The organism is Bacteroides muris (ex Fokt et al. 2023) (genome assembly GCF_024704895.1).
GTDB lineage: Bacteria > Bacteroidota > Bacteroidia > Bacteroidales > Bacteroidaceae > Bacteroides > Bacteroides muris.
In genome coordinates, this window is sequence record NZ_JAMZEE010000002.1 from 158,231 (window position 1) to 181,446 (window position 23,216).

At 47.9% G+C, this 23,216-nt stretch carries 13 protein-coding genes; 7 read left to right on the forward strand and 6 right to left on the reverse strand.

Annotated elements, in window-relative coordinates:
- The first annotated feature begins 131 nt into the window (after positions 1-131).
- The 6 genes from purD to M1B78_RS01440 all read left to right on the forward strand — a co-directional run bounded on the left by purD (position 132) and on the right by M1B78_RS01440 (position 5,637).
- Complete coding sequence (purD, locus tag M1B78_RS01415) at positions 132-1,406, forward strand: phosphoribosylamine--glycine ligase (protein ID WP_257939692.1); 1,275 nt, start codon at positions 132-134, stop codon at positions 1,404-1,406.
- 188 nt (positions 1,407-1,594) lie between these two features.
- Positions 1,595-2,590, forward strand: coding sequence for a hypothetical protein (locus tag M1B78_RS01420; RefSeq protein ID WP_136009179.1), 996 nt, complete (start codon positions 1,595-1,597; stop codon positions 2,588-2,590).
- Entirely contained in the window at positions 2,575-3,054 is a 480-nt protein-coding gene (locus tag M1B78_RS01425) for a YqaA family protein (protein WP_257939693.1), read from the forward strand. The genes M1B78_RS01420 and M1B78_RS01425 overlap by 16 nt, the downstream gene beginning before the upstream one ends.
- 115 nt (positions 3,055-3,169) lie before the next feature.
- Positions 3,170-3,853 (forward strand): tRNA (5-methylaminomethyl-2-thiouridine)(34)-methyltransferase MnmD, encoded by a 684-nt coding sequence (mnmD, locus tag M1B78_RS01430; protein WP_257939694.1) that lies wholly within the window; start codon positions 3,170-3,172, stop codon positions 3,851-3,853.
- Between the two features lie 52 nt (positions 3,854-3,905).
- A complete protein-coding gene (locus M1B78_RS01435; protein ID WP_257939695.1) occupies positions 3,906-4,796 on the forward strand; it encodes a metal ABC transporter solute-binding protein, Zn/Mn family in 891 nt (296 codons plus the stop codon).
- A 34-nt stretch (positions 4,797-4,830) separates the two neighbouring features.
- Positions 4,831-5,637, forward strand: a complete 807-nt coding sequence (locus tag M1B78_RS01440; protein ID WP_257939696.1) for a metal ABC transporter ATP-binding protein — start codon at positions 4,831-4,833, stop codon at positions 5,635-5,637.
- An 80-nt stretch (positions 5,638-5,717) separates the two neighbouring features.
- On the opposite strand, the gene M1B78_RS01445 is transcribed toward M1B78_RS01440, so the two are convergent.
- The 6 genes from M1B78_RS01445 to M1B78_RS01470 all read right to left on the reverse strand — a co-directional run bounded on the left by M1B78_RS01445 (position 5,718) and on the right by M1B78_RS01470 (position 19,038).
- A complete protein-coding gene (locus M1B78_RS01445; RefSeq protein WP_257939697.1) occupies positions 5,718-7,610 on the reverse strand; it encodes a hypothetical protein in 1,893 nt (630 codons plus the stop codon).
- Entirely contained in the window at positions 7,603-10,128 is a 2,526-nt protein-coding gene (locus M1B78_RS01450; protein WP_257939698.1) for a glycoside hydrolase family 9 protein, read from the reverse strand. Before M1B78_RS01450 ends, M1B78_RS01445 begins: the two co-directional genes overlap by 8 nt.
- 5 nt (positions 10,129-10,133) lie before the next feature.
- Positions 10,134-11,378: an AGE family epimerase/isomerase gene (locus tag M1B78_RS01455; protein WP_257939699.1), complete on the reverse strand. Its 1,245-nt coding sequence runs from the start codon at positions 11,376-11,378 to the stop codon at positions 10,134-10,136.
- Positions 11,379-11,580: 202 nt separating this feature from the next.
- A complete protein-coding gene (locus M1B78_RS01460; protein ID WP_257939700.1) occupies positions 11,581-13,260 on the reverse strand; it encodes a RagB/SusD family nutrient uptake outer membrane protein in 1,680 nt (559 codons plus the stop codon).
- A 24-nt stretch (positions 13,261-13,284) separates the two neighbouring features.
- The gene (locus tag M1B78_RS01465) at positions 13,285-16,458 is read right to left on the reverse strand and encodes a SusC/RagA family TonB-linked outer membrane protein (RefSeq protein ID WP_257939701.1); all 3,174 of its coding nucleotides are present in this window, start codon (positions 16,456-16,458) and stop codon (positions 13,285-13,287) included.
- A gap of 204 nt (positions 16,459-16,662) precedes the next feature.
- Positions 16,663-19,038, reverse strand: a complete 2,376-nt coding sequence (locus M1B78_RS01470) for a TIM-barrel domain-containing protein (RefSeq protein ID WP_257939702.1) — start codon at positions 19,036-19,038, stop codon at positions 16,663-16,665.
- Positions 19,039-19,294: 256 nt separating this feature from the next.
- Between M1B78_RS01470 and M1B78_RS01475 the strand changes: the two genes are divergently transcribed.
- Positions 19,295-23,206 carry a hybrid sensor histidine kinase/response regulator transcription factor gene (locus tag M1B78_RS01475; RefSeq protein ID WP_257939703.1) on the forward strand — a complete coding sequence of 1,304 codons (3,912 nt, stop codon included), beginning with the start codon at positions 19,295-19,297 and terminating at the stop codon, positions 23,204-23,206.
- The last annotated feature ends 10 nt before the right edge of the window (positions 23,207-23,216 follow it).

Sequence of the window (23,216 nt, forward strand, 5' to 3'; positions counted from 1 at the left end):
TTATACATTGTAAAACGGAATCATAAAGCGAAACAAATCATTAAAAGTATAACACTTGTACAGATTACCATCTGCCTGTCACGTAGCGCAGCCCGATTGTAAATTGTACATTGTAAATTGTAAATGGAATCATGAAAGTATTATTATTAGGCTCCGGTGGCCGCGAACACGCTCTGGCATGGAAGATTGCCCAAAGCCCGAAAGTAGAGAAACTATATATCGCTCCCGGCAATGCAGGTACAGGCGAAGCAGGCGAGAATGTGAACCTGAAGGCGACAGACTTTCCCGCACTCAAAACCTTTGCTCTTGAGAAAGGAATCGACATGATTGTTGTGGGTCCCGAAGACCCCCTGGTACAAGGCATCTTCGACAGCTTCAAGGAAGACCCTGCCACCCGCCATATCGACATCATCGGCCCCACCGCCAAAGGTGCCACTCTGGAAGGCAGCAAGGAATTTGCCAAAGGCTTCATGATGCGCCACAACATTCCCACTGCCCGCTACAAAAGCATCACTGCCGACAACTTGCAGGAAGGACTCGATTTTCTCGCAACCCTCGAAGCGCCCTACGTTCTGAAGGCCGACGGGCTGTGTACAGGCAAGGGCGTACTGATTCTGCCCACGCTGGAAGAAGCTCAGAAAGAACTGAAGGAAATGCTGGGCGGCATGTTCGGCGATGCCAGCGCCACGGTAGTCATTGAAGAATTCCTCAGCGGCATCGAGTGTTCCGTGTTCGTGATGACAGACGGCCGCCACTATAAGGTCTTGCCCGTAGCCAAGGATTACAAGCGTATCGGCGAAGGCGACAAAGGCCTCAACACCGGCGGTATGGGCAGCGTTACTCCCGTACCTTTTGCCGACGAAACATTTATGGAGAAAGTGCGCACCCGCATCATCGAACCTACCGTAAACGGCCTGCTGGAAGAAGAAATCGGCTATCAAGGCTTCATCTTCCTGGGACTTATCAACGTGAAGGGCGAACCTATGGTGATTGAATACAACGTCCGCATGGGCGACCCCGAAACCGAAAGTGTGATGCTGCGCATCAAGAGCGACCTGGTAGACCTGCTCGAAGGCGTTGCCAAAGGCGACCTCGACCAACGTGCATTGGAATTCGACCCGCGCACAGCCGCTTGCGTCATGCTGGTGAGCGGAGGATATCCGGAAGCTTACGAAAAGGGCAAGGCAATGACCGGATTCGACCTCGCCGCCCAGACCGACAGCATCTTGTTCCATGCCGGAACGGCCACGAAAGACGGGCAGACCGTGACAGCCGGCGGCCGCGTCATCGCTGTCTGCTCCTATGGCGAAACAAAGGAAGAAGCTTTGCAGAAGAGCTACCGCGTGGCCGACATGATAGACTTCGAGAAGAAGTATTTCCGTCGCGACATCGGATTTGACTTATAAGAGCCTCTCCCCTAACCCCTCCCCCATAGGGAGGGGAATAGGGATGGTCTGTAAATGTAAACAGAAAAAAAGAAGCTTACGCAGGCAGAGGGGAACAAAGGACAGATTGTGAATAAGATAAACAGTAAACATAAAACAGAAGTAACCAACCTCCCCTCCCTACAGGGGAGGGACCGGGAAAGAGGCTTATGAGAACCAAACGATTCCAGAACCGGATAACGGCAGGGCGGTTCACACTACCCGCCGCTATCCTGATTTCAGTATCCTGCTGGACACTGACCGCCGTTCTGTTGTCCGAAACGGAGACACAGCAAAACGGATATTCCCTTTGGGAAACATTCTGCAACTTCTGCATCCCCACCTGGGCAAACCGTCTCTTCAGCTTCATTCTGTATGCCGTCATCGGGTATTTCCTGATACAGCTTAACAATACGTTTGCCATCATCCGGATGCGGGCATCGGTACAGACTTCTGTCTACCTTCTGCTGATATCCGTCTGCCCCAGCCTGCACATGCTGTATGCGGGAGACTTGGCAGCCGCCTCCTTCCTTGTGGCACTGTTTTTCCTCTTCAGGAGCTACCAGCAGGTACGGCCCACAGGCAGTCTCTTCCACGCCTTCTTCTTCATCGGACTGGGCAGCCTGCTTTTTCCGCAGCTCATGCTGTTTGTCCCCATCTTCTGGATAGGCGCCTACAACTTCCAGTCTCTCCAACCCAAAAGCTTCTTCGCTTCATTGGTAGGATGGAGCGTACCCTACTGGCTGTTACTGGGACACGCCTTCTATCACGGACAAATGGAACTCTTCCGCCAGCCCTTCCGCGAACTGGCAACCTTCGCTCCCGTCCGGTTCGACTATCAGCCGTGGGAACTCGCCACCCTCGGGTATCTCCTTGTTCTGTTCATCGTCAGCGCGGCACACTGCCTCATTGCCGGCTATGAAGACAAGATACGTACCCGCAGCTATCTGCACTTCCTCATCCTGCTGAATTTCTGCATCTTTGTCTATATCGGACTGCAACCGGCATTATGTGTCCATCTGATGTCCTTCCTGCTCATCAGTGTCAGCATCCTGGCAGGACACTTGTTTGTACTGACAAATAGCCGCAGTTCCAATATATTCTTCATTTGTGCATTCATCGGATTATTCATTCTATTAGGATTCAACATATGGACGCTCTTGTAGACACACTCATACAGCTGCTGATTGACTGGGGATATGTCGGTCTGTTCATCTCTGCCCTGCTGGCAGGAAGCATCATTCCGTTCAGTTCCGAGATAGTGATGATAGCACTGGTCAAAGTGGGGCTGAACCCGGCGCTGTGCGTACTCTCCGCCACCTTGGGAAATACACTGGGAGGCATGACATGCTACTACATGGGACGTCTGGGACGTATGGACTGGATTGAGAAATATTTCAAGGTAAAAAGGGAAAAGATAGAACGGATGCAGCATTTCCTCCAGGGAAAAGGGGCACTGATGGCTTTCTTCGCCTTTCTTCCCTTTGCGGGAGAAGCCATAGCCATTGCACTGGGCTTCATGCGCAGTAATCTGATGCTGGCCGCCACTTCCATGTTTGCAGGGAAGCTGATGCGATATATAGCTATGCTGTGGGCACTGCAAGGAGCCATTTCAATGATGAATTATTGAAATGCAGGGGGGAACAATAGATGTATAGATACAAGACATTGAATGTACAGGTGCAACAACACACTGAATCACAGAGAATCAAATAAAATAAAAACATTCAATAAAAGCAGAAGTGATGCAACGAATCATAGAGAAGACGGAAGACGGAAGTGCGACACTGTTTGTACCGGAACTGAATGAACATTATCATTCGGTAAAGGGGGCACGTACAGAGTCACAGCACATCTTCATCGACATGGGACTGAGGGCATCCGCTACTGTCCGCCCGCATGTCCTTGAAATCGGCTTCGGCACCGGGCTGAATGCCCTGCTCACACTGGAAACTGCCGGAAAGGAAAAGAGACCTATGCACTATGCCGGCATCGAACTTTATCCGCTTGCATGGCCGGAGGTAGATGCGCTGAAATATAGCGACAATCCTCTGTTCGAGGAACTGCATCGGGCTGCGTGGGAAGAAGAAGTCGCCATAACTCCTTATTTCACACTGAAAAAAGTGCGGGCAGATGTCGAAACAATAAGCATTGACAACTTGTTAATGATTAATAAATCTCCGTTCGATGTTGTCTATTTCGATGCCTTTGCACCCGAAAAGCAACCGGGAATGTGGGAGGAAAAAGTCTTCCGGAATATCCATGCTGCCATGAGCACCGACGGCGTGCTGACCACCTACTGCGCCAAAGGGGTGGTACGCCGCATGCTGCAAGCCATAGGATTCAAGGTAGAACGTCTTCCGGGCCCCCCCGGAGGAAAACGGGAGATATTGAGGGGAAGGAAAGAGGAAGTGAAAATAGATAATTGATGCCCCTTGCCACGGCGCCGCCAAATTGCAAATTGTAAATAATAGATTGTAAATGAAAAAGTTTTGTTTTTTACTCCTCATAGCCACCTTGCTCTTCTCGTGCAAGCAAGAAGGCCAACAGAACAAGAAGAAGAATGACGATAAACCCGTGATTACCGTCACCATCGAACCGCTGCGGTATTTCACCGAAGCCATTGCCGGTGATGAATTCACCGTCGTCAGCATGGTGCCCAAAGGTTCAAGTCCGGAAACCTACGATCCCACACCCCAGCAGCTTGTCGACCTTGCCCGAAGCAAGGCCTATTTCCGCATCGGATACATCGGTTTCGAACAGACATGGACGGAAAAACTGACGGACAACGCTCCCCACCTGCAATTCTTCGATATGTCCGAGAATGTGGAACTTATTCTGGACGATACCCATGCGCATCATCATAAAGACGGGCATGCACATGCCGGTGGTGTGGAACCACACATCTGGAATTCCACCATCAACGCTCAAATCATTGCCGGAAACATTCTGAATGCACTCTGTGCCATAGACAAAACCAATAAAAGCGCCTACATGGAACGTTACAACGCACTCATCCGGCAGATAGAGCATATGGACAGCCTCATCTGCCAGATGCTTTCCAGCCCGAGTGCCGACCGTGCCTTCATGATTTATCATCCGGCACTTTCCTACTTTGCCCGCGACTACAACCTGCACCAGATTCCTATCGAAGCCGGTGGAAAGGAACCCTCTCCCGCCCATCTGAAGAACCTGATAAACTCCTGCAAGAAAGAGAAGGTACGCGTCATCTTTGTACAACCGGAATTCGACCGCAGCAATGCCGAACTCATCGCCCGGCAGACCGGAACCCGGGTGGCGGATATCAATCCCCTCTCATACGACTGGGAGGAGGAGATGATGAATACCGCCAGAGCGCTTGTAAAAGAATAAACGATGATTCTGTCCATTTAACGAAGAAGAAGCTATGCCTGCATCCCCCATTATAGAGATAAAGAACCTCAGTGCCGGATACGATAACCGGACTGTACTGCATGATATAAACCTGACTATCTACGAACATGATTTTCTGGGCATCATCGGTCCCAACGGTGGCGGAAAGACTACGCTTATCAAATGCATACTGGGACTGCTGAAACCCACTGCCGGAGAGATACTTTATCATCCCTGTTCCCCGTTACCCGAATCAGCCGGCTCTCAATGCCCCCCCCTCAATGCTCGATTATCCATGGGATATCTACCCCAGTACAGCAGTATCGACCGGAAGTTTCCCATTACAGTAGAAGAAGTCATCCTTTCAGGTCTCAGCAGCAAGAAGCCGCTTGCTTCACGCTTCACCGCCCGACACCGCGAGAAAGCCCGCCACGTGATAGCCCGCATGGGGCTGGAAGGTATGGAGCAGCGTGCCATCGGTGCCCTGAGCGGTGGACAGTTGCAACGCGCCCTCCTGGGCCGTGCCATCATATCCGACCCGCAGGCAGTGATTCTCGACGAACCCAACACATACATCGACAAGCGTTTCGAAGCCCGCCTCTACGAGCTGCTGGCAGAGATAAACAAGGATTGTGCCATTATTCTCGTCAGCCACGACATCGGCACGGTGCTGCAGCAAGTCAAGTCAATTGCCTGTGTAAACGAAACTCTGGACTACCATCCCGATACCGGAGTTACGGAAGAATGGCTGGAACGCAACTTCAACTGCCCGATAGAGTTGCTGGGACACGGAACACTGCCGCACAGGATATTGAAAGAACACAAGCATTCTCACGGATGACTGGAAGCAAGGGAGGTTGGTTTTACAGTAAACCAGCCTCCTTGCTCTTTCAAATAGTCACCCAGCAATCTTCTTACTCATTATTTATATCGGAATGCCTTATATGAATGGGGCAACAGTAATAAACGGAAAGAATTCTTAGGCGTAACCGGACGTCTGGTCTGTATCACCGGTCTGGCAGGAAGAGGACTCAAAACAGTCCCATCCTCCAAGTTTTCCAGCTTCATCACCTTATCATCGGTCACGATACGCACCTCTACCGGTTCGTTATTGAAGTTCTCTACCACCAGCGTTTTATTGTCATATACAAACAGGCCCACTTTGGAGGGAGCCTCCAGACAGACTCCTATGTCCTTACTCATAATGCGACGAATTTCATTCAAGGCATTGGCCGGAAAATCATACAGATTGCCCATATCGTCGGGAATGGTAAGAACATACAGATTACCGGTAGCATACGGGGCTCTCAACAGAATAGGATAGCCCGAAACTCCACCCGTCAGCGGACGACCGGCACTGACCATCTCCCAAGCATCATTCGTATAATACTGCACCTGCGGTATCAATAAATCGCGTCCGGCTTGTCCGTAACGGCCGAAATCATTGACAAGAGCCTTCAAATCAGTACAACGCAACTCGGCTACCTCTGTAAGCTTCTCAGGAATGGCTTTCAGCAAACTGCTCGTAACCACCACATCACGCCCGCTTTGCAGTTGTCTCTTGATTTTAGCCATAATTTCCGTATCCTGTGCAGCTTGTGCAGTCAGCAGAACCACTTGCTGGTCTTCCGGAAAAACAGGACGCATATCCATCGGCAAACCTATCATGCCCAAATAGTTCTGAAGGAAATCATCACCGGCGGCATGAAAAGGCTTGTAGGATTTTATACCCACCGGATTCCCCAGCTTATGAATCAACTTATCCGTCTGTTTCAGCACAACACCGGCTATACGGGCCATCGTGGTAGGTTCTACCAAAGAGCCGTCTTCCAACCGGATGGGAGCAGTCACCTCATCATAGTTAAAGCTGGTACCCATTCCCTGCCAGGGAGTACGGTATTTAGGCGACAACTTCACATCCAAAAGCTGGTGATAGGCAAAGAGAATAATCTCGGGAGCCTTGGCAAGCATGGTCAAATGAAGCTGTTCGGCATACCGGTCCATACCCATGTTCAGTCCACCTACATCGACCCATCCCCCACCGTTATAACCCGGACGCAGGTTATCGAAATAACGGATAATATTATAACTCAGATAGTTCTGCAAATGCTGATTACCTGCCGGGTCTCTTGTTTCAGTACCGGTCCAGACACCGTCAAAGAGCTGGGGACCTTCCTCCAAATTAAATCCCAAACCTTGAAAGTGATCATACCAGTTGGGATATTTGATAATCACCTTTACCTGAGGATTCACTTTCTTGGCAGGTTTCAGCACGAGGTCACGGCCGGCCTCGGTCATCAGCTTCAAGCGGTAGTCCGTCCAGCTCTGCATTCCTTTTGCCTTTATTTCTATGTCGGACTTGCAGCTGGTGAAGAAGAAATCATCCAGAATAAACTCATCAAGGTGTTTCGCCGTGTGTTCCGCAATCTTTTGCACCATCTTGCGGTGTTCGGGATTGGAATAGCAGAATGTCTCGAAACTGTTTGCCTCGTTGATGGTATAGGTAATACCTCCAGCTGTCTCTATACCCCGGTCATGAAAGAATTTCTTTGCCTGCTCCAGAGTGGCATCCTCCACAACCAGCAAGTCCCGGTGTGTTTCCAGATAAATCTTGTCCACTTCCAACTGTTGTGAAATCACATTCCAGGTAGAATCCAGCCAATGGATGTCCTTCATCTTGTCTACCTCGTAAGCACGGACATAAATGGATACTTTGAAACTCTCGTAAGCTTTTGCCTGCATGGTCATATTACAAACCATGCAGAGCAGAAAAACTACAATTACAAACTTATCTACCTTTATTTTACTATTCATTGCAATTCAATATTTTATTAGACGCCAATACCATATACATAAACCACGTAGCATGTCCACCCAGGCAATACTCACCTTCCTGCCACAAGAACGGAAAATGAAGCAGTTCGGGTAAATCGGGACGAATCAGATTAGTACCCGGAGAAACTCCACCCGGGATATAAGACCAATCAGCACGATTGACACCATAGGCGGCCTTCATCGTTTCGGCACCAACTCCCGTTACAAAAGCTGCCTGGTTACGTCCCGGATGCATACCCAGCAGATACTGGACGGCATTAAAAATGTAGTCCGGTGTAAATAAGTCAGGATAAGCAGCATGCAGGTAACAGTAATTGTAGCCCAAATGCTGAGGCTCCCATGAACCGGAAGAACGGTTACCTCTGTCGTGTGGCACTCCATACGGGGTTTTACTGCTATACTCCTGATACATGGCCTGTAACTCCGGCAATGCCTTACGAATAGCCTTGCTGAAACGGACATTGCCCACAGCCTGGTCGAACCGTCCGATGAACCAGCCCGTCTGACGGATATTCTTGCAGATCAAATCCTGCTGCTGCAAAACGAAATCGCGGTACCCGGCTTCCTTCGTTGCCAGATAAAGCTCTACGGCGGCATGTACTTTCGTTGTCAGTATCCAATTGTTATCACAACGTGTAATCTTAAACAGCTCACGGGCTATTTCCAGACAATCTGCCGCCAGAGTATCATTATGTCCCTTCAGCACGCGTGAAATCCCTGCCAGCCAAGCGGCCACCTGTAACTCACGTCCCGGATTGTCTTCCGTAAACACCCAACGGTCATCAGCCGTTCCACTGACATGATCAGTATGGGCCGAAGCATCTCCCAAGTGTGCATATTGCCGTACAGTAGGACACAAAATTCCTCTATAGAGGCGTCCCAATGCCTTCCAACCGGCTACTACGGTCAAAACCCCGTTTTCCACTTGCTGTAACAAGTCGTTTTTCCCGTCAGGCTGGTGTATCTCTACAATCCGTTTTTCGAAATCAATGGAAGTCTCGTCCCAGTAGGCGCCGAAATTCTCACAAGCCATAGCGAGGATATAGGCTTCACCTGCCTGCGACTCCACACGCAGGTCATAATCGCCTGCATCGTGCCAACCGCCTACGTTCAATCCCGGAACAAGATCGCCCGGCTGATATTTGCACAGAGTAGAAGGTCCCTGGCTATATCCGTCAATGTGATTGATATTCGTTTGGGCCATTCGGGCATCGTCCTGGTGGCAGAAGTCATGCCATACACGATACTTCTCGTTGACACGCATGTGACACATCTGTACTGGTAGGAAGTATTCCACCTCCGCCTGCCAGATTCCCTTATCCCAAACATCCTTTGCAATACGGAACACCGGAGAAGCCGCATCACCGTACATCACCTGATAAAGTCCCTCTTCCGTAATTTCCGTAAAGTCGAACTGCAAATAATGGTAACGCTGGAAATCTCCCCAATCCTTGGCAGCCTGCTGCTTCACCAGTTTCCTGCCGTCGGCCGCAATACGGTAGAGGGCAGGTTGCCGGAAATCTGTATCCCGTTTGTCCAATTCGATGACAGCCACTTTCTTCTGTCCGGGATGATAACCCACTTGGGAAGTCTGTACTACCGGTGCATAGCGCCACTCCTTGGTAACTGTGGGACGGATAATCCATTTTACCGCATCCCCTTTCGTTCCTGCCGGAAATTCCGAACGAAGTACAAACCAACCGTTATTATGGTTTATCCGTCCGTCATACAGCATCAAATCCCCCTTCTCACTCTCAATCATAATCTTTGCCAACTCATCCTGCGGATTGAGCACAAACTTTTTTCCCGCGGCAAGAGGAGCAGAGACAATATCATCGGCAATCATCGGATTATAAGTCTTCCGGTCCAGAAGCAACTGGTCCAGGCTGGCTTTCCCCTTAGGATTGAAATCTCCGATATGTTCCATATTAGAGGTCTGCTTCATCGTGGGTCCCATCGCCTGGTGGGGAAAGACTCCCGTCCGGTTGTCCATAATCCACGGCTTGCCCAACAAAGTAGAAGGCACCAACTCCAGATTGAAACCGAGTTTCCCGGCAAAGCGTTCCGGAACCGGCCGGTCCAAATCAACAGTCAATACCAAATAGTCCTTCTCCCCTTTCACCTTAATAGTATAGCCGAAAGCAAAATCCGGATAGAGCATCGGATTGAAACCCGCCATATGCTTGGACGAGTCAGGATAGCTCAGCGTGACACGGATTTCGTTAGCGACCTCATCCACCACCCGTTTCCGCATCTTGGGCAATCCCTGCCATTGTCCCTGCGAAATCTCAAAACGCACATCACCGCCTGCGGCCCTGCGGTCTCCATTCAAAACCAAAGTGACACCTCCCTGGTGTCCTTCGGGATAAACATCACTGAACACCATCACATTGGCCCCGTGGTTTTCAAAATACCCCGACGGGTTAATCTTGAAGTCCTGGGCTTGCAAACCTGCACAAAACATCAGCGATGCCGCACCTATTATCAATTTCTTCATACATATTATTTTAAACGATTATACATTTCCACTCCCAAACGTACCGTATGATACGGGCAACGCCACATACTCACTTTGGGAGTATCCTTCTTGGGTTCTCCATCAAAACAATCACTGTACCATTCACCGTATTCCCGGTCTATCATACAGTCCTTTACAAAAGTCCAAACCGTATCGGCCGATTGCAGATAAACGTCATTCCCGCTGATTTGCCAGGCATTGACACAAGCTATCATCGTTTCAATCTGGCCCCACCATGAGGCATGCTTGGTTTTTCTGTCACCTTTCTTCTCGTAAATCATATAGCCTTTATCACTCATTCCTTCAGCCAGACAAGCTTCCGTCACATCCAATGCAAGCTGATTTGTCTGTTCTATCAGGTCCTGATTTTCCAGCGTACGGGCAGCCTCACAAAGCAACCATCCCGCCTCCACATCATGCCCATAAGAATCCATTTCGACCAGACTATTCCACTCATTATCAAAGAACAGATTGAAATGCCTCCTTGACGGGTCGTAAATGCGGTTCATGAACAACTTGGTGCAGAACTCGAGTCTTTTCCTCAGTCCGTCGTCTTTCCAGCATTGATATAAAAGGGTATAAGCCTCCAGCACGTGCAAATGCGCATTCATAGTCTTGGGTGCATTGTTATCATAGTTATCCGGTTGTTTCCAATCTTCAGTAAAAGATTCCACATAACCGTCATATTGCGATTCACGGCCTTTTTCTTCCAAGACATGATACAAACTAATAGCAGTTTTCAGACTTTCGTCGTTACCCGTCGCCAGATAGTGCTCTGCTAATCCATAAATAGCATAAGTCATGGCATAAGTATACTTAGAAGCATTCACTACTTCACCATCGGGGTTGACCAACCAATACACCCCACCGTTCTTCTTATCAATAAATGTATCGATAAAATAGCGCTGAGACTTGTTGGCAAGTTTCAGATAAGATTCATCTCCAAATGTACGGTATGCAGCAGAAAAACTCCACAGAATCCGGGCATTCAGAACCCCTCCTCTCGGAGCATCCACTACCGGAGTACCATTCCGCAATACAGTTCCATAAAAACCGCCGTCGGGAGCCACTGCATAATCCATCCAAAACGGCAACACGCTGTCCCTGACATTCGTGACAATCTCTGTACGCATGCGTGTCTGCATATCTGTCTCCCCTGAATGCGACCGGCAGCCTGCCAGACAAGACGCAACCAGCAGTGCTATCCAATAAAACATCTTCCTTTCCATAATTATTCTCTAAAACCGTCAAACTTTTCCTTGTATAACTCCCCTTTTATCAGAGACTGGTGTTCGTCGTCTCAAGTACTGGTGTTTATCATGTCAGACACTGGCTTTCATCACGACAGACACTGACATCTATCATAACAACGACCGGTGCCTGACATTTCACTCGCAAATATTTTATTATTAAGTGTTTATCTATAATTTATCAATATCCCGGGTTCTGGTCTTCCTGATTGATGAGCGGATTCGTCAAAATCTCATTCGTCGGAATCGGGAAGATTTCCTGATAAGCCTCGTGCTCAAAGAAACGGAATGAGTCACCGGTCTGCAGACAAGCCTCTTGTGAAGAGTTGGCTGCTGTCTTCGGATATTCGGCGGCAAACCATTCTTTACACATACCCATACGGCACAAATCATGGTAAAGCGAGAACTCGGCATTGAATTCATGGCGACGCTCTATAATCAGCGCCACCTTCCATACCGGAGAAGTATAGCCTTTGGCTATCTTATAGCTTGTATAGTAGGTCTCTGCATCCGGCACTTCCACCGTCTGGGTATTCAACATGTCGGCGGGTAGGTCAATCATCGTCGCTCCCATCTCCAGATTACCCCAAGCACGGTTACGTATCTGACGTATCATGTTCCATCCGGTAGCGTTGTCATCTGTCTCGAAACAACATTCTGCATAGTCGAGCATGATGCCTGCATAACGCTTCAGAGTCAACGAAATCGGATTGAACACCTTGTTGTTCTCACCCGGCTTGCATCTCCAGTATTTCAAGGAATAAACAGTAGGCATATTTTCGGAACCTTGGAAAAGACCGTCAAAACCACTTGTCACCCCTACAGTCTGCCCGGTAATAGGATGCGTATCCCCTTTGGCAACAGCAGAGTACTGGCGGCGTTTGTCACCCGGTTCAAAGGAACGTACAAACTCCCAAGAAAGACAGAGAGAACCCCAGCCTCCCCATTCGGGTGCCGCACACATATATCCGTACCACATCATGGCATCTGAAGATGAATCGGCTCCCCAACCCATATATCCTTGTTCGTGATACATCACCTCAAATACGGACTCTTTGGTCCAATGTGTATCCCAGGCATGAAGGTTACCGAAGCAGGGCTCCAATGAATAGGTTCCGCTGTCCACTATATCCTTCAGTTCCGTCTTGGCTTTCGTAAAGTCTTTCTTCAACATATACAGCTCGGCCAAATAAGCTTTGCAGAACCCCTTGGTTATACGTCCGTATTCACCATTCATGGGTAACCAGTCCAGATGGTCGCGTCCAAAAGACAAATCTTCCTCGATAGCCGCATAAGTCTCATCCACGGATTCCGGACGTGCCTTTCCTACCGAAGTAGTATAGGTTTCACCGGTAAGCAACATCGGTACCCTTCCGAAAAGTTTCGTCAGGTAAAGGTAGTTATAACCGCGGATGGCACGTGCTTGCGCTTCATAAACGGTCTTGGAATTGCTGTCCGCAAATATAGAGGCATCCGCCGTCTCCAGGCCAGCCAGGAAACGGTTTGCACGGTCCACTGCACGATAACTCATCCGCCATGCAGTCTCCAGGGAACCCTTATCGGGTTTCCAGGCATGACGCTGCCATTCCGCATCCCAACCGGAAGCCTGACAGTCCATCGTAGAATGGTTGGCAGCAAATACCTGAGGCTTGAATCCCCATGTCTCGTCATCACCGGAACCGTGCTGGTCCGTATAAAAGGTATCATAAAGTCCGTTCAGCCCGGAAAGGACATTCTCCTCCGTCTTAAACATGAAATCCGCCGGAAGAATATCGTAATGATCCACTTCCAAATAATCGTCACAAGACGTTACGGTGCTTAAGGCCAGCACACCGATCAACAGTTTATATAAGTTTTTCATAATCATATTTTTTATCCGTTAGTATTAGAACTGTACACTCAGACCGAAAGTAACCGACATCGGGAACGGATAACGTCCTCCGTCAAATCCCGAATACAATACATTGGAGTCACCAACTTCCGGATCGCCGAACTTATTGTACGAAGAAATGGTACATACATTGTCGACACTGGCAAATACGCGTGCATTTTCCATTTTCACCGGTTTCAGCACATTCTTCGGGAATGTATATCCTATCTGAATATTTGAAATCTTCAGATAATCCCCCTTCTGGATGTAGGCGTCGGACACACGCATATTCTTATTATAGTCTGTCTTGGTGATACGCGGATATTTGGCACCGGTATTCGAAGACGACCATGCATTATTGATATATTCCTTCAGTACATTCTGATAACCGCCGTCGGGTGCATAGACAGAGGTCAAGCGGGCCGAAGAATAAGAAAGGATATCCATACCGGCTACACCGTACAAGTTCATCGAGAAATCAAAGTTTTTCCAGGAAGCGGTAAGGTTCATTCCGTAAGTGAACTTGGGATATCCATTGCCTATAACAGTACGGTCGGCATCGGTAATCTGCCCGTCACCATTCAAATCAACAAACTTATAGTCGCCGGGCTGGGTAGTCTTGTCCTGATATACACCACTTTCAACTCCCTTTTCAACCGCCAGCCTATTCATTTCATCAATTTCGGCCTGGGTTCTGAAAATGCCTTCTACCTTCCAGCCATAGTAGGAACCTACAGGATAGCCGTTCTGTGTAATGGAGTGGTTGTCCCAGTTGTCGCCATCTTGTGCTGACCCTGACTTGCTGAATATCGGATCGCCGACTTCAATAGCCTCGTTCTTCAGGGTAGACCCATTCAGCCTTATGCCGATATTCCAATCGCTGAAGCTCTTGTTCCACGCAGCAGTAAACTCGAAACCTGAGTTACGGATATGTCCCGCGTTAGTATAGACATTGGAGAAACCGGTGGAAGGACGAATCTGGCGATACAGAAGCAGATCCTTTGCGTCACGGATAAAGTAATCGGCAGAGAAAGAAAGCTCATTGTTCATAAAGGCAAAGTCAATACCGATATTTGTCTGCTCATTGGTTTCCCATTTCAGGTTGGTATCAATTTCTTTCTGCTGGGCGATACCGGCACCGTTAATCACACTCGAACCATTAAAGAACCAGTACATTGCATTTGCCGAAGACAACTGTGCAATGGACAAGTTGGTACCATTGCCCGCATTACCGGTCTGTCCCCATCCGGCACGCAACTTCAAGTTACTGAACAGTTCCAAATCCTTAATGAACTTTTCCTCGGAAAGACGCCAAGCTACAGAAGCGGAAGGGAATGTACCGTAACGATTGCCGGCACCAAAGTTCGAAGAACCGTCGCGGCGTACCGTTGCAGTCACAATATAGCGGTCGTTCAAAGTATAAGTCAGACGGCCGAAGTAAGAAAGGAATCTTGTCTTCAGGTCTAGCCCGCCATCCGTTTGCTTGGAAGAAGGATCATTGGTCAATGAAATTTGGCGGATGTTATCTGCCGGGAAATCGTTGGCACTGGAATTCAGCCAGGCACCGTTCGTATCGCTGGTAGAGAAACCGGCCATTGCACTTACGCGGTGGTGCTCATTGGACCAGTCATAGTTCAAGAACGCTTCCAGACCAAGTGAGGTAGACTGGCTCTGATTCAGCGAGAACGAGTCCTTACGGTCTTGAGTTCCAAAAGTTCTGTCATTGTAAGCCGTATAGCCATTATAACCTCTGGTATAATAATTATAGCTGGCAATGGTCTTGAAAGTCAATCCTTTGTACAAATCGAGCTGCAGAAAAGCACTGGCGAGCAAACGGTCCCATTTATTGATGCTGTCGGCAGTCTTGGCAGCAGCAACCAGATTGTCAGCTCCCTTGTTCACGTCACCGTTACCTTCTTTCTTGTAATGTCCCCAAGTACCGTCGGGCAACACAATAGGCATGGAATAGAAAACACCGTCCTCTACATAATCCATGGTTGGAATGGCTTGTGCATAATTTCTCAGGTTGCCTCCTCCCATCTTTTCCGAATGCGCATAGTTCAAGTTCAAGCCTACATGCAGGAAGTCTTTCACTTTGTGGGTGATATTAGCGCGTGCCGTCAAGCGTTTAAAATTCGATTCAATCACGATACCTTGATTGTTCAAGTAACCCAGAGATAAGTTGGCCTGGGTATTTTCGCTGCCTCCCGAAGCAGAAAGATTATAGTTCTGCTGTAATGCCATGCGTGACATTTCGTCCTGCCAGTCAATGCTGTTCAGTCTGCCTATGTAATCCTCGCCATATGCCAGATTGGTCATGGCAATACCGTCATTCTTGACGGCGGAACGTACAGCACTTGCAAACAAGCCCGCGTCAGCCACATCAATCTTATTCGAATTGAACTGAAGGGCATAGTTGGCCGAGAAGTTCACCTTTGCCTTACCCTTACCGCCGTTCTTGGTAGTAATCATAATGACACCATTGGCACCGCGGGTACCATAGATTGCCGTAGCCGAAGCATCCTTCAGAATTTCGATGGACTCTACATCATTAGGATTCAAGAAATCGATGGAAGTTCCCACCTGCACACCGTCCACTACATAGAGTGGGTCGGCAGAGCCATTCACGGTTGCCACACCGCGGATACGAATGGAGAAACCTCCTTCCGGGTCACCGGAAGAACGGATGACAGATACACCTGCCGCAGCTCCCTGCAAACCTTGTCCCAAGTTCACCGGATTCCGCTTCATCATTTCCTCCGCATTCACGGAAGCCACAGAACCGGTGAGGTCGGATTTCTTCATCGTACCGTAGCCCACAACAACCACCTCATCCAAGGTTTCGGTATCCTCCTTTAAAGTAATTTTCAGAGCATTCATATTCCCGGTTACTTTGACCGTTCGCGCCAGATAACCGATGTAACTGGTCTTCAGCGTAGAACCTACGGGACACTGCAAGGAGAAGTTACCGTCCAAATCGGTAATCATACCGTTTGTCGTACCTTCCACAATGACATTGGCACCGATGATGGGCTCTCCTTTCTCATCCACCACTTGGCCCTTCACAGTAACTACACTCTGCTGTACGACAGTGACACCTGCAAACGGCTGTACGCTTGTTGCAAAGAGAGGTCCGGCACATGCCAGCGATACTGACATGATACCCAAATACTTCATCACATTTCTCATAAATACTAAATACTTAGGTTTAACAAATACCCCAATCATAAGTACAAAAGCTGTGCGACACAATTTTGTGCCACCTTAGAGGCACTGCCGTGCCATTGGGAAGGCACATCTGTGCCACTATGGTGGCACAGATTTCGGTAACTATATCCCGTTCTCTTCCATACCGGCTGGGGCGAATTCAATATAGATTTCCAAAGATTAAGTTCAGAAACTCAGGGAAGTTCCTTCAACCTTGTTCAACAATTGCGGTTTGGCCTTTCCGCAATCCACTTTCACAACCTGAATACGGTTGTCGGCAGGTAGACAAACCAATCCTTCCGCCAGCTTCTTGTCAGCACTGTATACCTTCAGATTCATTTTGCTCCAATCCATCTCAGCAGTGGACTGCACCAACTTCAGATGAGGAAGTACCGAACCGTCACGTACCAGCATGATTATCGGCAGACTGCCTGCTTCAATCCGATGCCATCCGCCTTCGTAAACTTTCTCTGTCTGGTAATCTATCCACTTTCCTTCGGGAAGGTAAACTGTGCGGCCCGTCATACCGGATTCGAGCAAAGGGGCAACCAGAATCTGCGAACCGAAGAGATACTCATCGTCCACTTTCCATGCTCCCGGATCATCGGGGAATTCTACAAACAAGGCTCTTAACATCGGCAAACCTTTCTCGGTACATTCCTTAGCTTGGGCATAAACATAAGGCATCAGCCGATATTTCATCTCTGCACTCTTGCGGAAGACATCCTGCACACGCTTGCTGTCGTACAACCACGGCTCTGTCGGAGGTGCCCCATGTGCGCGGGTATGGGAGGTAAGGAAACCGAACGGTATCCAGCGGCAATACAAGTCCTCCGGAGTGGATTTTACAAAACCGCCCATATCATGGCTCCAGAAGGAGAAACCGGACAAGCCGAAGGACAAGCCTGCACGAAGCGTACCCAGTAGTCCCGTGTTCGTAGTTGCAGCATCACCGCCCCAATGCAATGGATAGCGTTGTGAACCGGCCCACGCAGCACGAGCCCACATGATGTTCTCGTTATGGAGTTTTTTGGTTATCTCGGATACTGCCATGTCATAGCGCACCGGGTAGAGATTATGCTCATACCAACCACTCTTGCCAGAGGCATAAATACCGTTCAGAGGAGCAGCTTCGCCAAAGTCAACCTTGATGGCACTGACACCGATATTCAAGAGTCCGGCTAACTTGTTCTGATACCAGTTTACAGTCTCCGGATTGGAGAAATCGAGCACCACATCCTCATAAGGAAGTTCCCCATTACCATTCTTTACATACATGTTCTTCTTTATCAATTCAGGGAAATAACGGTTCTTGGGAGTAAAATAGGGCAACTGCCACAAGCAAACATGGAACCCTTGCGACTTCAGGTCCTTCAGCATCTGCTGGGGATTCTGGAAACGGTTTTCAGAAAACTTATAATCGCATTGCCAGTCTACATCAAACCAACCAGTATCAAAATGGATAACATCGCACGGATACTTATTCTTGCGGATATTAGCAGCCACATCATAACCTTCTTTTTCACTGAAATAGGTGATACGGCTCATCCATGTACCAAAAGACCACAATGGAGGCATACCCGGTTTTCCTACCAAATCAGTGTACTCATCCAAGATGTCTTTCGGCTCACCGAAGAATACGAACAAATCCAAGTTTTCGTCGCCCATAAACATTTTGTTCAGCCCGATATAAGTAGCACCGAAATCACAAGTGACAGGTGCGGAAGTATGCATGAACATACCATATCCCCGATTGCTCATAAAGAAAGGAATCGGTTTGTACATCTGGTCCGTCTCAGGTCCTTGTGGGTCTGTAACAAACAGATTTACTTTCTGCCCCACTTTGTTCAACCCTGTAGCAGACTCGCCACAGCCAAAAATCATCTCATCTGCAGTCAGAGTAAACACGGGATTGATACGACGAGCATTGTCGCTTCCCCGCTTCACAAAACAGAACGGCGTGTATTTTACCTGCGTAGAGTCCGCATCACTCAAAGCGGCAGTCTGACTCAAGATACGTCCGGCTTTATCCTTCAAGACAATTCTCCAGGGATTCTTGTTAATCTGAATGGTTCCATAGTCGCTGGAATAGACAATCTTGTCATTCGTCTCGGTAACTTTCCAGCTTCCATCCCTGCCCGGTTCCTTTGCCAACATGATGGAAGCGGCAGGTTTAGGTTCCACCAGGGTCGTTAGCATACGGATACGTACCGTACGCGGAGTTACAAAGTCAATCTTGAATTTGAGGTCAGGGTCATTTTCATAGGCAGTGAAAGGAAAATCGAGCATTCTCATCTTACGGGGCTGTGCACCGTTGGTATTGAAGGCTTGGCGGGGCATCAGATGCCCGCGTTTCCAGTTCACCAGCCCTTCACCCGACTTGGCATCGAATGACTCCAGGTGGTCTGCAAAAAACAAGGTATTACTCAAGTCACGGAAATCGGCACTCATGTCCAGAGGTTGGTTCATCAGATACGAGGTACCGTCATTGACATGTGGCTGTGCCAACAGATTGCCGCCGGCAAACAACAGCATCGCCACTGCTAAAAGTTCTTTCTTCATACTATTAGGATTTAAATGATCTTGCCTGCAAATGTATTTTTCTTAAAGGAAACACAGATGCCTTAAAAATGTATTTTAATATCCGGTTTTGTTTCATAGAACCCATACAGGGCCATTGGAAACAAAATGCATACTATTTTTCACCAAACGGAGGATATCATCCCACGCGAATACGCAAATCTTCCCTTGCTCGTTCGGAGGATTATATCTAAGTTTGCAGTTACAATATTGTCAATCCTTCCAATAAAGAAAATACATGAAACAACTGCTTCTATTCCTTATATGCAACCTGGCCTTCCTCCTTACTGCTCAAGGTAACTCAGCGGAAATCCCGCCGGCTGTCATGTTCAAGCAGCTCTCTACAACAGAAGGACTCTCCAACAACAGTATCCGAAGCATCTACAGAGACAAAAGGGGATTCCTCTGGGTGGGGACAGAATCAGGACTCAACAAATACGACGGCTACTCCTTCCAGCAGTATTACCAAAACAACTCCGACCTGCCGGACGATGCCATCAGCGAAATCTTCGAAGGGCCGGACGACAATGTATGGATAAGGACTTCCAGCGGCTACAGTATCTATAATTATAAGACCGGTAAATTCGACAATGACTATAAACCCATACTCGATGGGCTGCAAATCCCCAGTAAAAACATTCTGAGGATGGGAAAAACCTCCAAGAATGAATTTTGGGCCTACGACTATTCCAAACTTTACATACGAAGCATGGACAACAGCTCCATCAAAGCCTATCCACTGGCAGTTGAAAAGATTTCAAGCCTCTATATAGGTGTCCAGTTCATTTATATAATGTACTCCAACGGTACCCTATACAGTATCAGCAAGCAGACTTCCGAAGTCAAGGAAATAGCCATTCCCGCCATCTATAGACCTTTGCTGGAGAATCATGAGCCACACATTTACATAGACCAAAACGAAAGCCTATGGGTATACACCTTCCAAAACAGCCTGCTTTTGCACAAGAACAGTTTTACACAGCAATGGGAGAACATCAGCCTGAACGATAATACCCGCATACAGTACAATCGCGTGCAACGCATCCTCGACCTGGGAGACGGCAACGTATGGATACTTACCAGCCATATGGGGCTGTTCGTTTACAACATCCTGGCCAAATCGCTTACCAACTTAGTGCACAACCCATTGAAACCGCACACCATTGCCAGCAACAATCTGAATTCCATTTACCGGGACAAAGACGGAACCATATACATAGGGAATTTCAAACACGGTATTTCCTATTATAGCCCCACGTCCCAAATCATACTATGCAACAAATCCCTAGAATATGATGACATCCTGACCTTCTGCGAAGACACAAGCCAGGAATCCATTTACTACGGAACAGACGGTACGGGACTAATCCGACGCTCACTGGTGACTGATTCATACGAAAAAATTGCAACTCCCGCCAATATTGTAGTTGACTTATCCATCGACTCCAAAAACCGCTTATGGATAGGCACCTTCCAGAAAGGACTGCTATGCTACTCGAAAGGGCAAATCAAACAATACACAGTAAATAACAGCCAGCTTCTCGAGAACAATGTGTATACAGTAGAGGTGGACAAACACGGATACATCTGGATAGGCACCATGAAGGGATACATACAGAGGTTAAATCCGGAAACCGGGCAGTTTGACACCATCTTGTACCGTCCGGGAGAATTCTTTGTCCGTGATATGTACTATGACAAAGACAGCACCCTTTACGTAGCAACCAGAGGAGGACTCATTATTATCGATACGGAAACCCAAGCCTATAATATCTACACCGAAGCCGGCCGCTTCAAGGAGAACAATATGCTCACTGTCTATAAGGACAGCCGGAACCTTCTTTGGATAGGACATCCACACGGACTGAGCATATGGAACCAGAAGAACGACTCCATCTACTTCCTTGACCAAAAAAACGGACTTGCCGCCAATCTCGTCAGAGCCATCACAGAAGACAACAACAACCAAATGTGGATTGGCACCGGCAACGGCATCTCACGAATCAAAATAACAAACGATACATACGCCATCGTGAACTACTCCGTAAGCGACGGACTGATATGCAACGATACCAATGTCCACGCCATCCTCAAACTGCAGAACGGCAATATACTGATAGGTACCCCCAAAGGTTACCAGACTATCATTCCACAAGACATCCTGACCACAAGTTATGATGCCAACATTTACCTTACCGGTATTGAGCTCAAATCCGGAATGCCCCATCCGGACATCCTGAACGGCAGCTCACTTGAATGTGCACAACACCTTTCCTTCACTGAAAAGGAAAATTCATTCACTCTGTCCTTCTCTGCCCTCGACCTGGTGGAAACGGATAAGATAAAATATGCCTATAAGATTCATTCCAACTGGATTTATGCCGAAAACAACAAAGTAAACCTATCCATGCTGACTGCCGGAAACTATACTTTATCCGTCAAGGCATGCAACTCACAAGGCATATGGAGCCCCAACATCAAGGAACTGAAAATAAAGATACTCCCTCCTTGGTGGCGCACCTGGTGGGTCTATACCATATATACCGGTATCATTTTGTGTATCCTTCTGTCCATTATCCGCAATCTGCGCTTACGCCAAAAGCAGAAACAAATCATGCAAGCCATCGAGGTGGAAAATGAAAGGCAGCAGAAAATCAACAATATGAAACTACAGTTCTTTGCCAACATAAGCCACGAACTGCGGACTCCCTTGTCACTTATCATCAATCCGCTTGAAGAGTTTTTCGTAGACCATCCCGAATATCGTAAAGGTATTCTGGATATGGTCAAACAAAATGCCGACTATCTGCTGGAACTGATTAACCAACTGCTGGATTTCAGAAAGCTGGATGCCAAGGCTGAAACCCTGAAATGCAAACATGACAACATCCTTATCATTCTGAGTGAAATATTCCACTCTTTCAATCCGATAGCACAGAAGCGGAACATCAGCTATAGCCTTACCACTCCACAACATTCTGTCTTCATGGATTTCGACTATGACAAGATACGCAAGATATGCACGAACATACTGTCAAATGCATTCAAGTTCACTCCCAATAAAGGAAGCATCTCACTGGATATTGCCGTAAGAGGCACAAATCTGGAACTGACCTTTACCGACACAGGTTGCGGCATAGAAGATGAATCCAAGGAGAAAATATTCCAAAGATTCTATCAGTCTGGGAAAAACCAATCAAGCAACGGAGGCAGCGGCATCGGACTGCACATTGTTTCCGAATACGTAAAGATGCATCAGGGTACTGTCTGTGTCAGGGATAACCAGCCTTGCGGTTCCGTATTCCTGATTACCCTCCCCCTGCACCAGAACAGTAATGAAAGCAGAAATGGAGAACCGATCGAAAAACCGGAAATAAAGGAAGAAACCCATCCATTCACCATATTACTCGTAGATGACAACTACGACTTCTTGAAGTTTCTCTCTGAAAGTCTCGCCAGGCAGTATCATGTATTAAAAGCCACAAACGGAAAACACGCACTGAATGTACTGGAAAAGGAAGATATTGATTTAGTGGTCAGTGACATCATGATGCCCGAGATGGATGGTCTGGAACTATGCTCAACCATCAAGAACGATATACGCTATTCACATATCCCCATCATCCTGCTGACAGCCAAAGCAAGCGAGGAGCATCAATTGGAGGGACTTGGCGTCGGTGCGGACGACTACATCACCAAGCCTTTCAATATGGAAGTCCTCAAGCTGCGCATCAACAAGATTATCGAGATGAACGTAAAACGGCAGGAAATATTCAATCAGGACATTAAAATCGAACCAAGCCGTATCACCATCACCCCTCTTGACCGGCAGTTGGTAGAAAAAGCCATCCGGATTGTAGAGGACAACATCAGCGAAACTGAGTTCTCTGTCGAGGAGCTGGCCAGCAGCCTGAATATATCACGCAGCTACTTCTACAAGAAGATGATTAAGATAACGGGAAAGAAACCCATCGAGTTCATCAGAACCATCCGCATGAAACGGGCACAGCAGCTCCTGACAGAAAGCCAGATGCAAATCGCGGAGATTGCCTACACACTAGGTTATAATTCTCCCAAAGTATTCTCCAAGCATTTTAAAGATGAGTTCCACATCAGCCCGTCCGAGTTCATAAAGCAGCAGGCTGAATAGTCACGTTATT

What these genes read in the sequence shown, in the direction of transcription:
- purD (WP_257939692.1), top strand. Translation starts at nt 132, where the DNA reads ATGAAAGTATTATTATTAGGCTCCGGTGGCCGCGAACACGCTCTGGCA.
- M1B78_RS01420 (WP_136009179.1), top strand. Translation starts at nt 1,595, where the DNA reads ATGAGAACCAAACGATTCCAGAACCGGATAACGGCAGGGCGGTTCACA.
- M1B78_RS01425 (WP_257939693.1), top strand. Translation starts at nt 2,575, where the DNA reads ATGGACGCTCTTGTAGACACACTCATACAGCTGCTGATTGACTGGGGA.
- mnmD (WP_257939694.1), top strand. Translation starts at nt 3,170, where the DNA reads ATGCAACGAATCATAGAGAAGACGGAAGACGGAAGTGCGACACTGTTT.
- M1B78_RS01435 (WP_257939695.1), top strand. Translation starts at nt 3,906, where the DNA reads ATGAAAAAGTTTTGTTTTTTACTCCTCATAGCCACCTTGCTCTTCTCG.
- M1B78_RS01440 (WP_257939696.1), top strand. Translation starts at nt 4,831, where the DNA reads ATGCCTGCATCCCCCATTATAGAGATAAAGAACCTCAGTGCCGGATAC.
- M1B78_RS01445 (WP_257939697.1), bottom strand. Translation starts at nt 7,610, where the DNA reads ATGAATAGTAAAATAAAGGTAGATAAGTTTGTAATTGTAGTTTTTCTG.
- M1B78_RS01450 (WP_257939698.1), bottom strand. Translation starts at nt 10,128, where the DNA reads ATGAAGAAATTGATAATAGGTGCGGCATCGCTGATGTTTTGTGCAGGT.
- M1B78_RS01455 (WP_257939699.1), bottom strand. Translation starts at nt 11,378, where the DNA reads ATGGAAAGGAAGATGTTTTATTGGATAGCACTGCTGGTTGCGTCTTGT.
- M1B78_RS01460 (WP_257939700.1), bottom strand. Translation starts at nt 13,260, where the DNA reads ATGAAAAACTTATATAAACTGTTGATCGGTGTGCTGGCCTTAAGCACC.
- M1B78_RS01465 (WP_257939701.1), bottom strand. Translation starts at nt 16,458, where the DNA reads ATGAGAAATGTGATGAAGTATTTGGGTATCATGTCAGTATCGCTGGCA.
- M1B78_RS01470 (WP_257939702.1), bottom strand. Translation starts at nt 19,038, where the DNA reads ATGAAGAAAGAACTTTTAGCAGTGGCGATGCTGTTGTTTGCCGGCGGC.
- M1B78_RS01475 (WP_257939703.1), top strand. Translation starts at nt 19,295, where the DNA reads ATGAAACAACTGCTTCTATTCCTTATATGCAACCTGGCCTTCCTCCTT.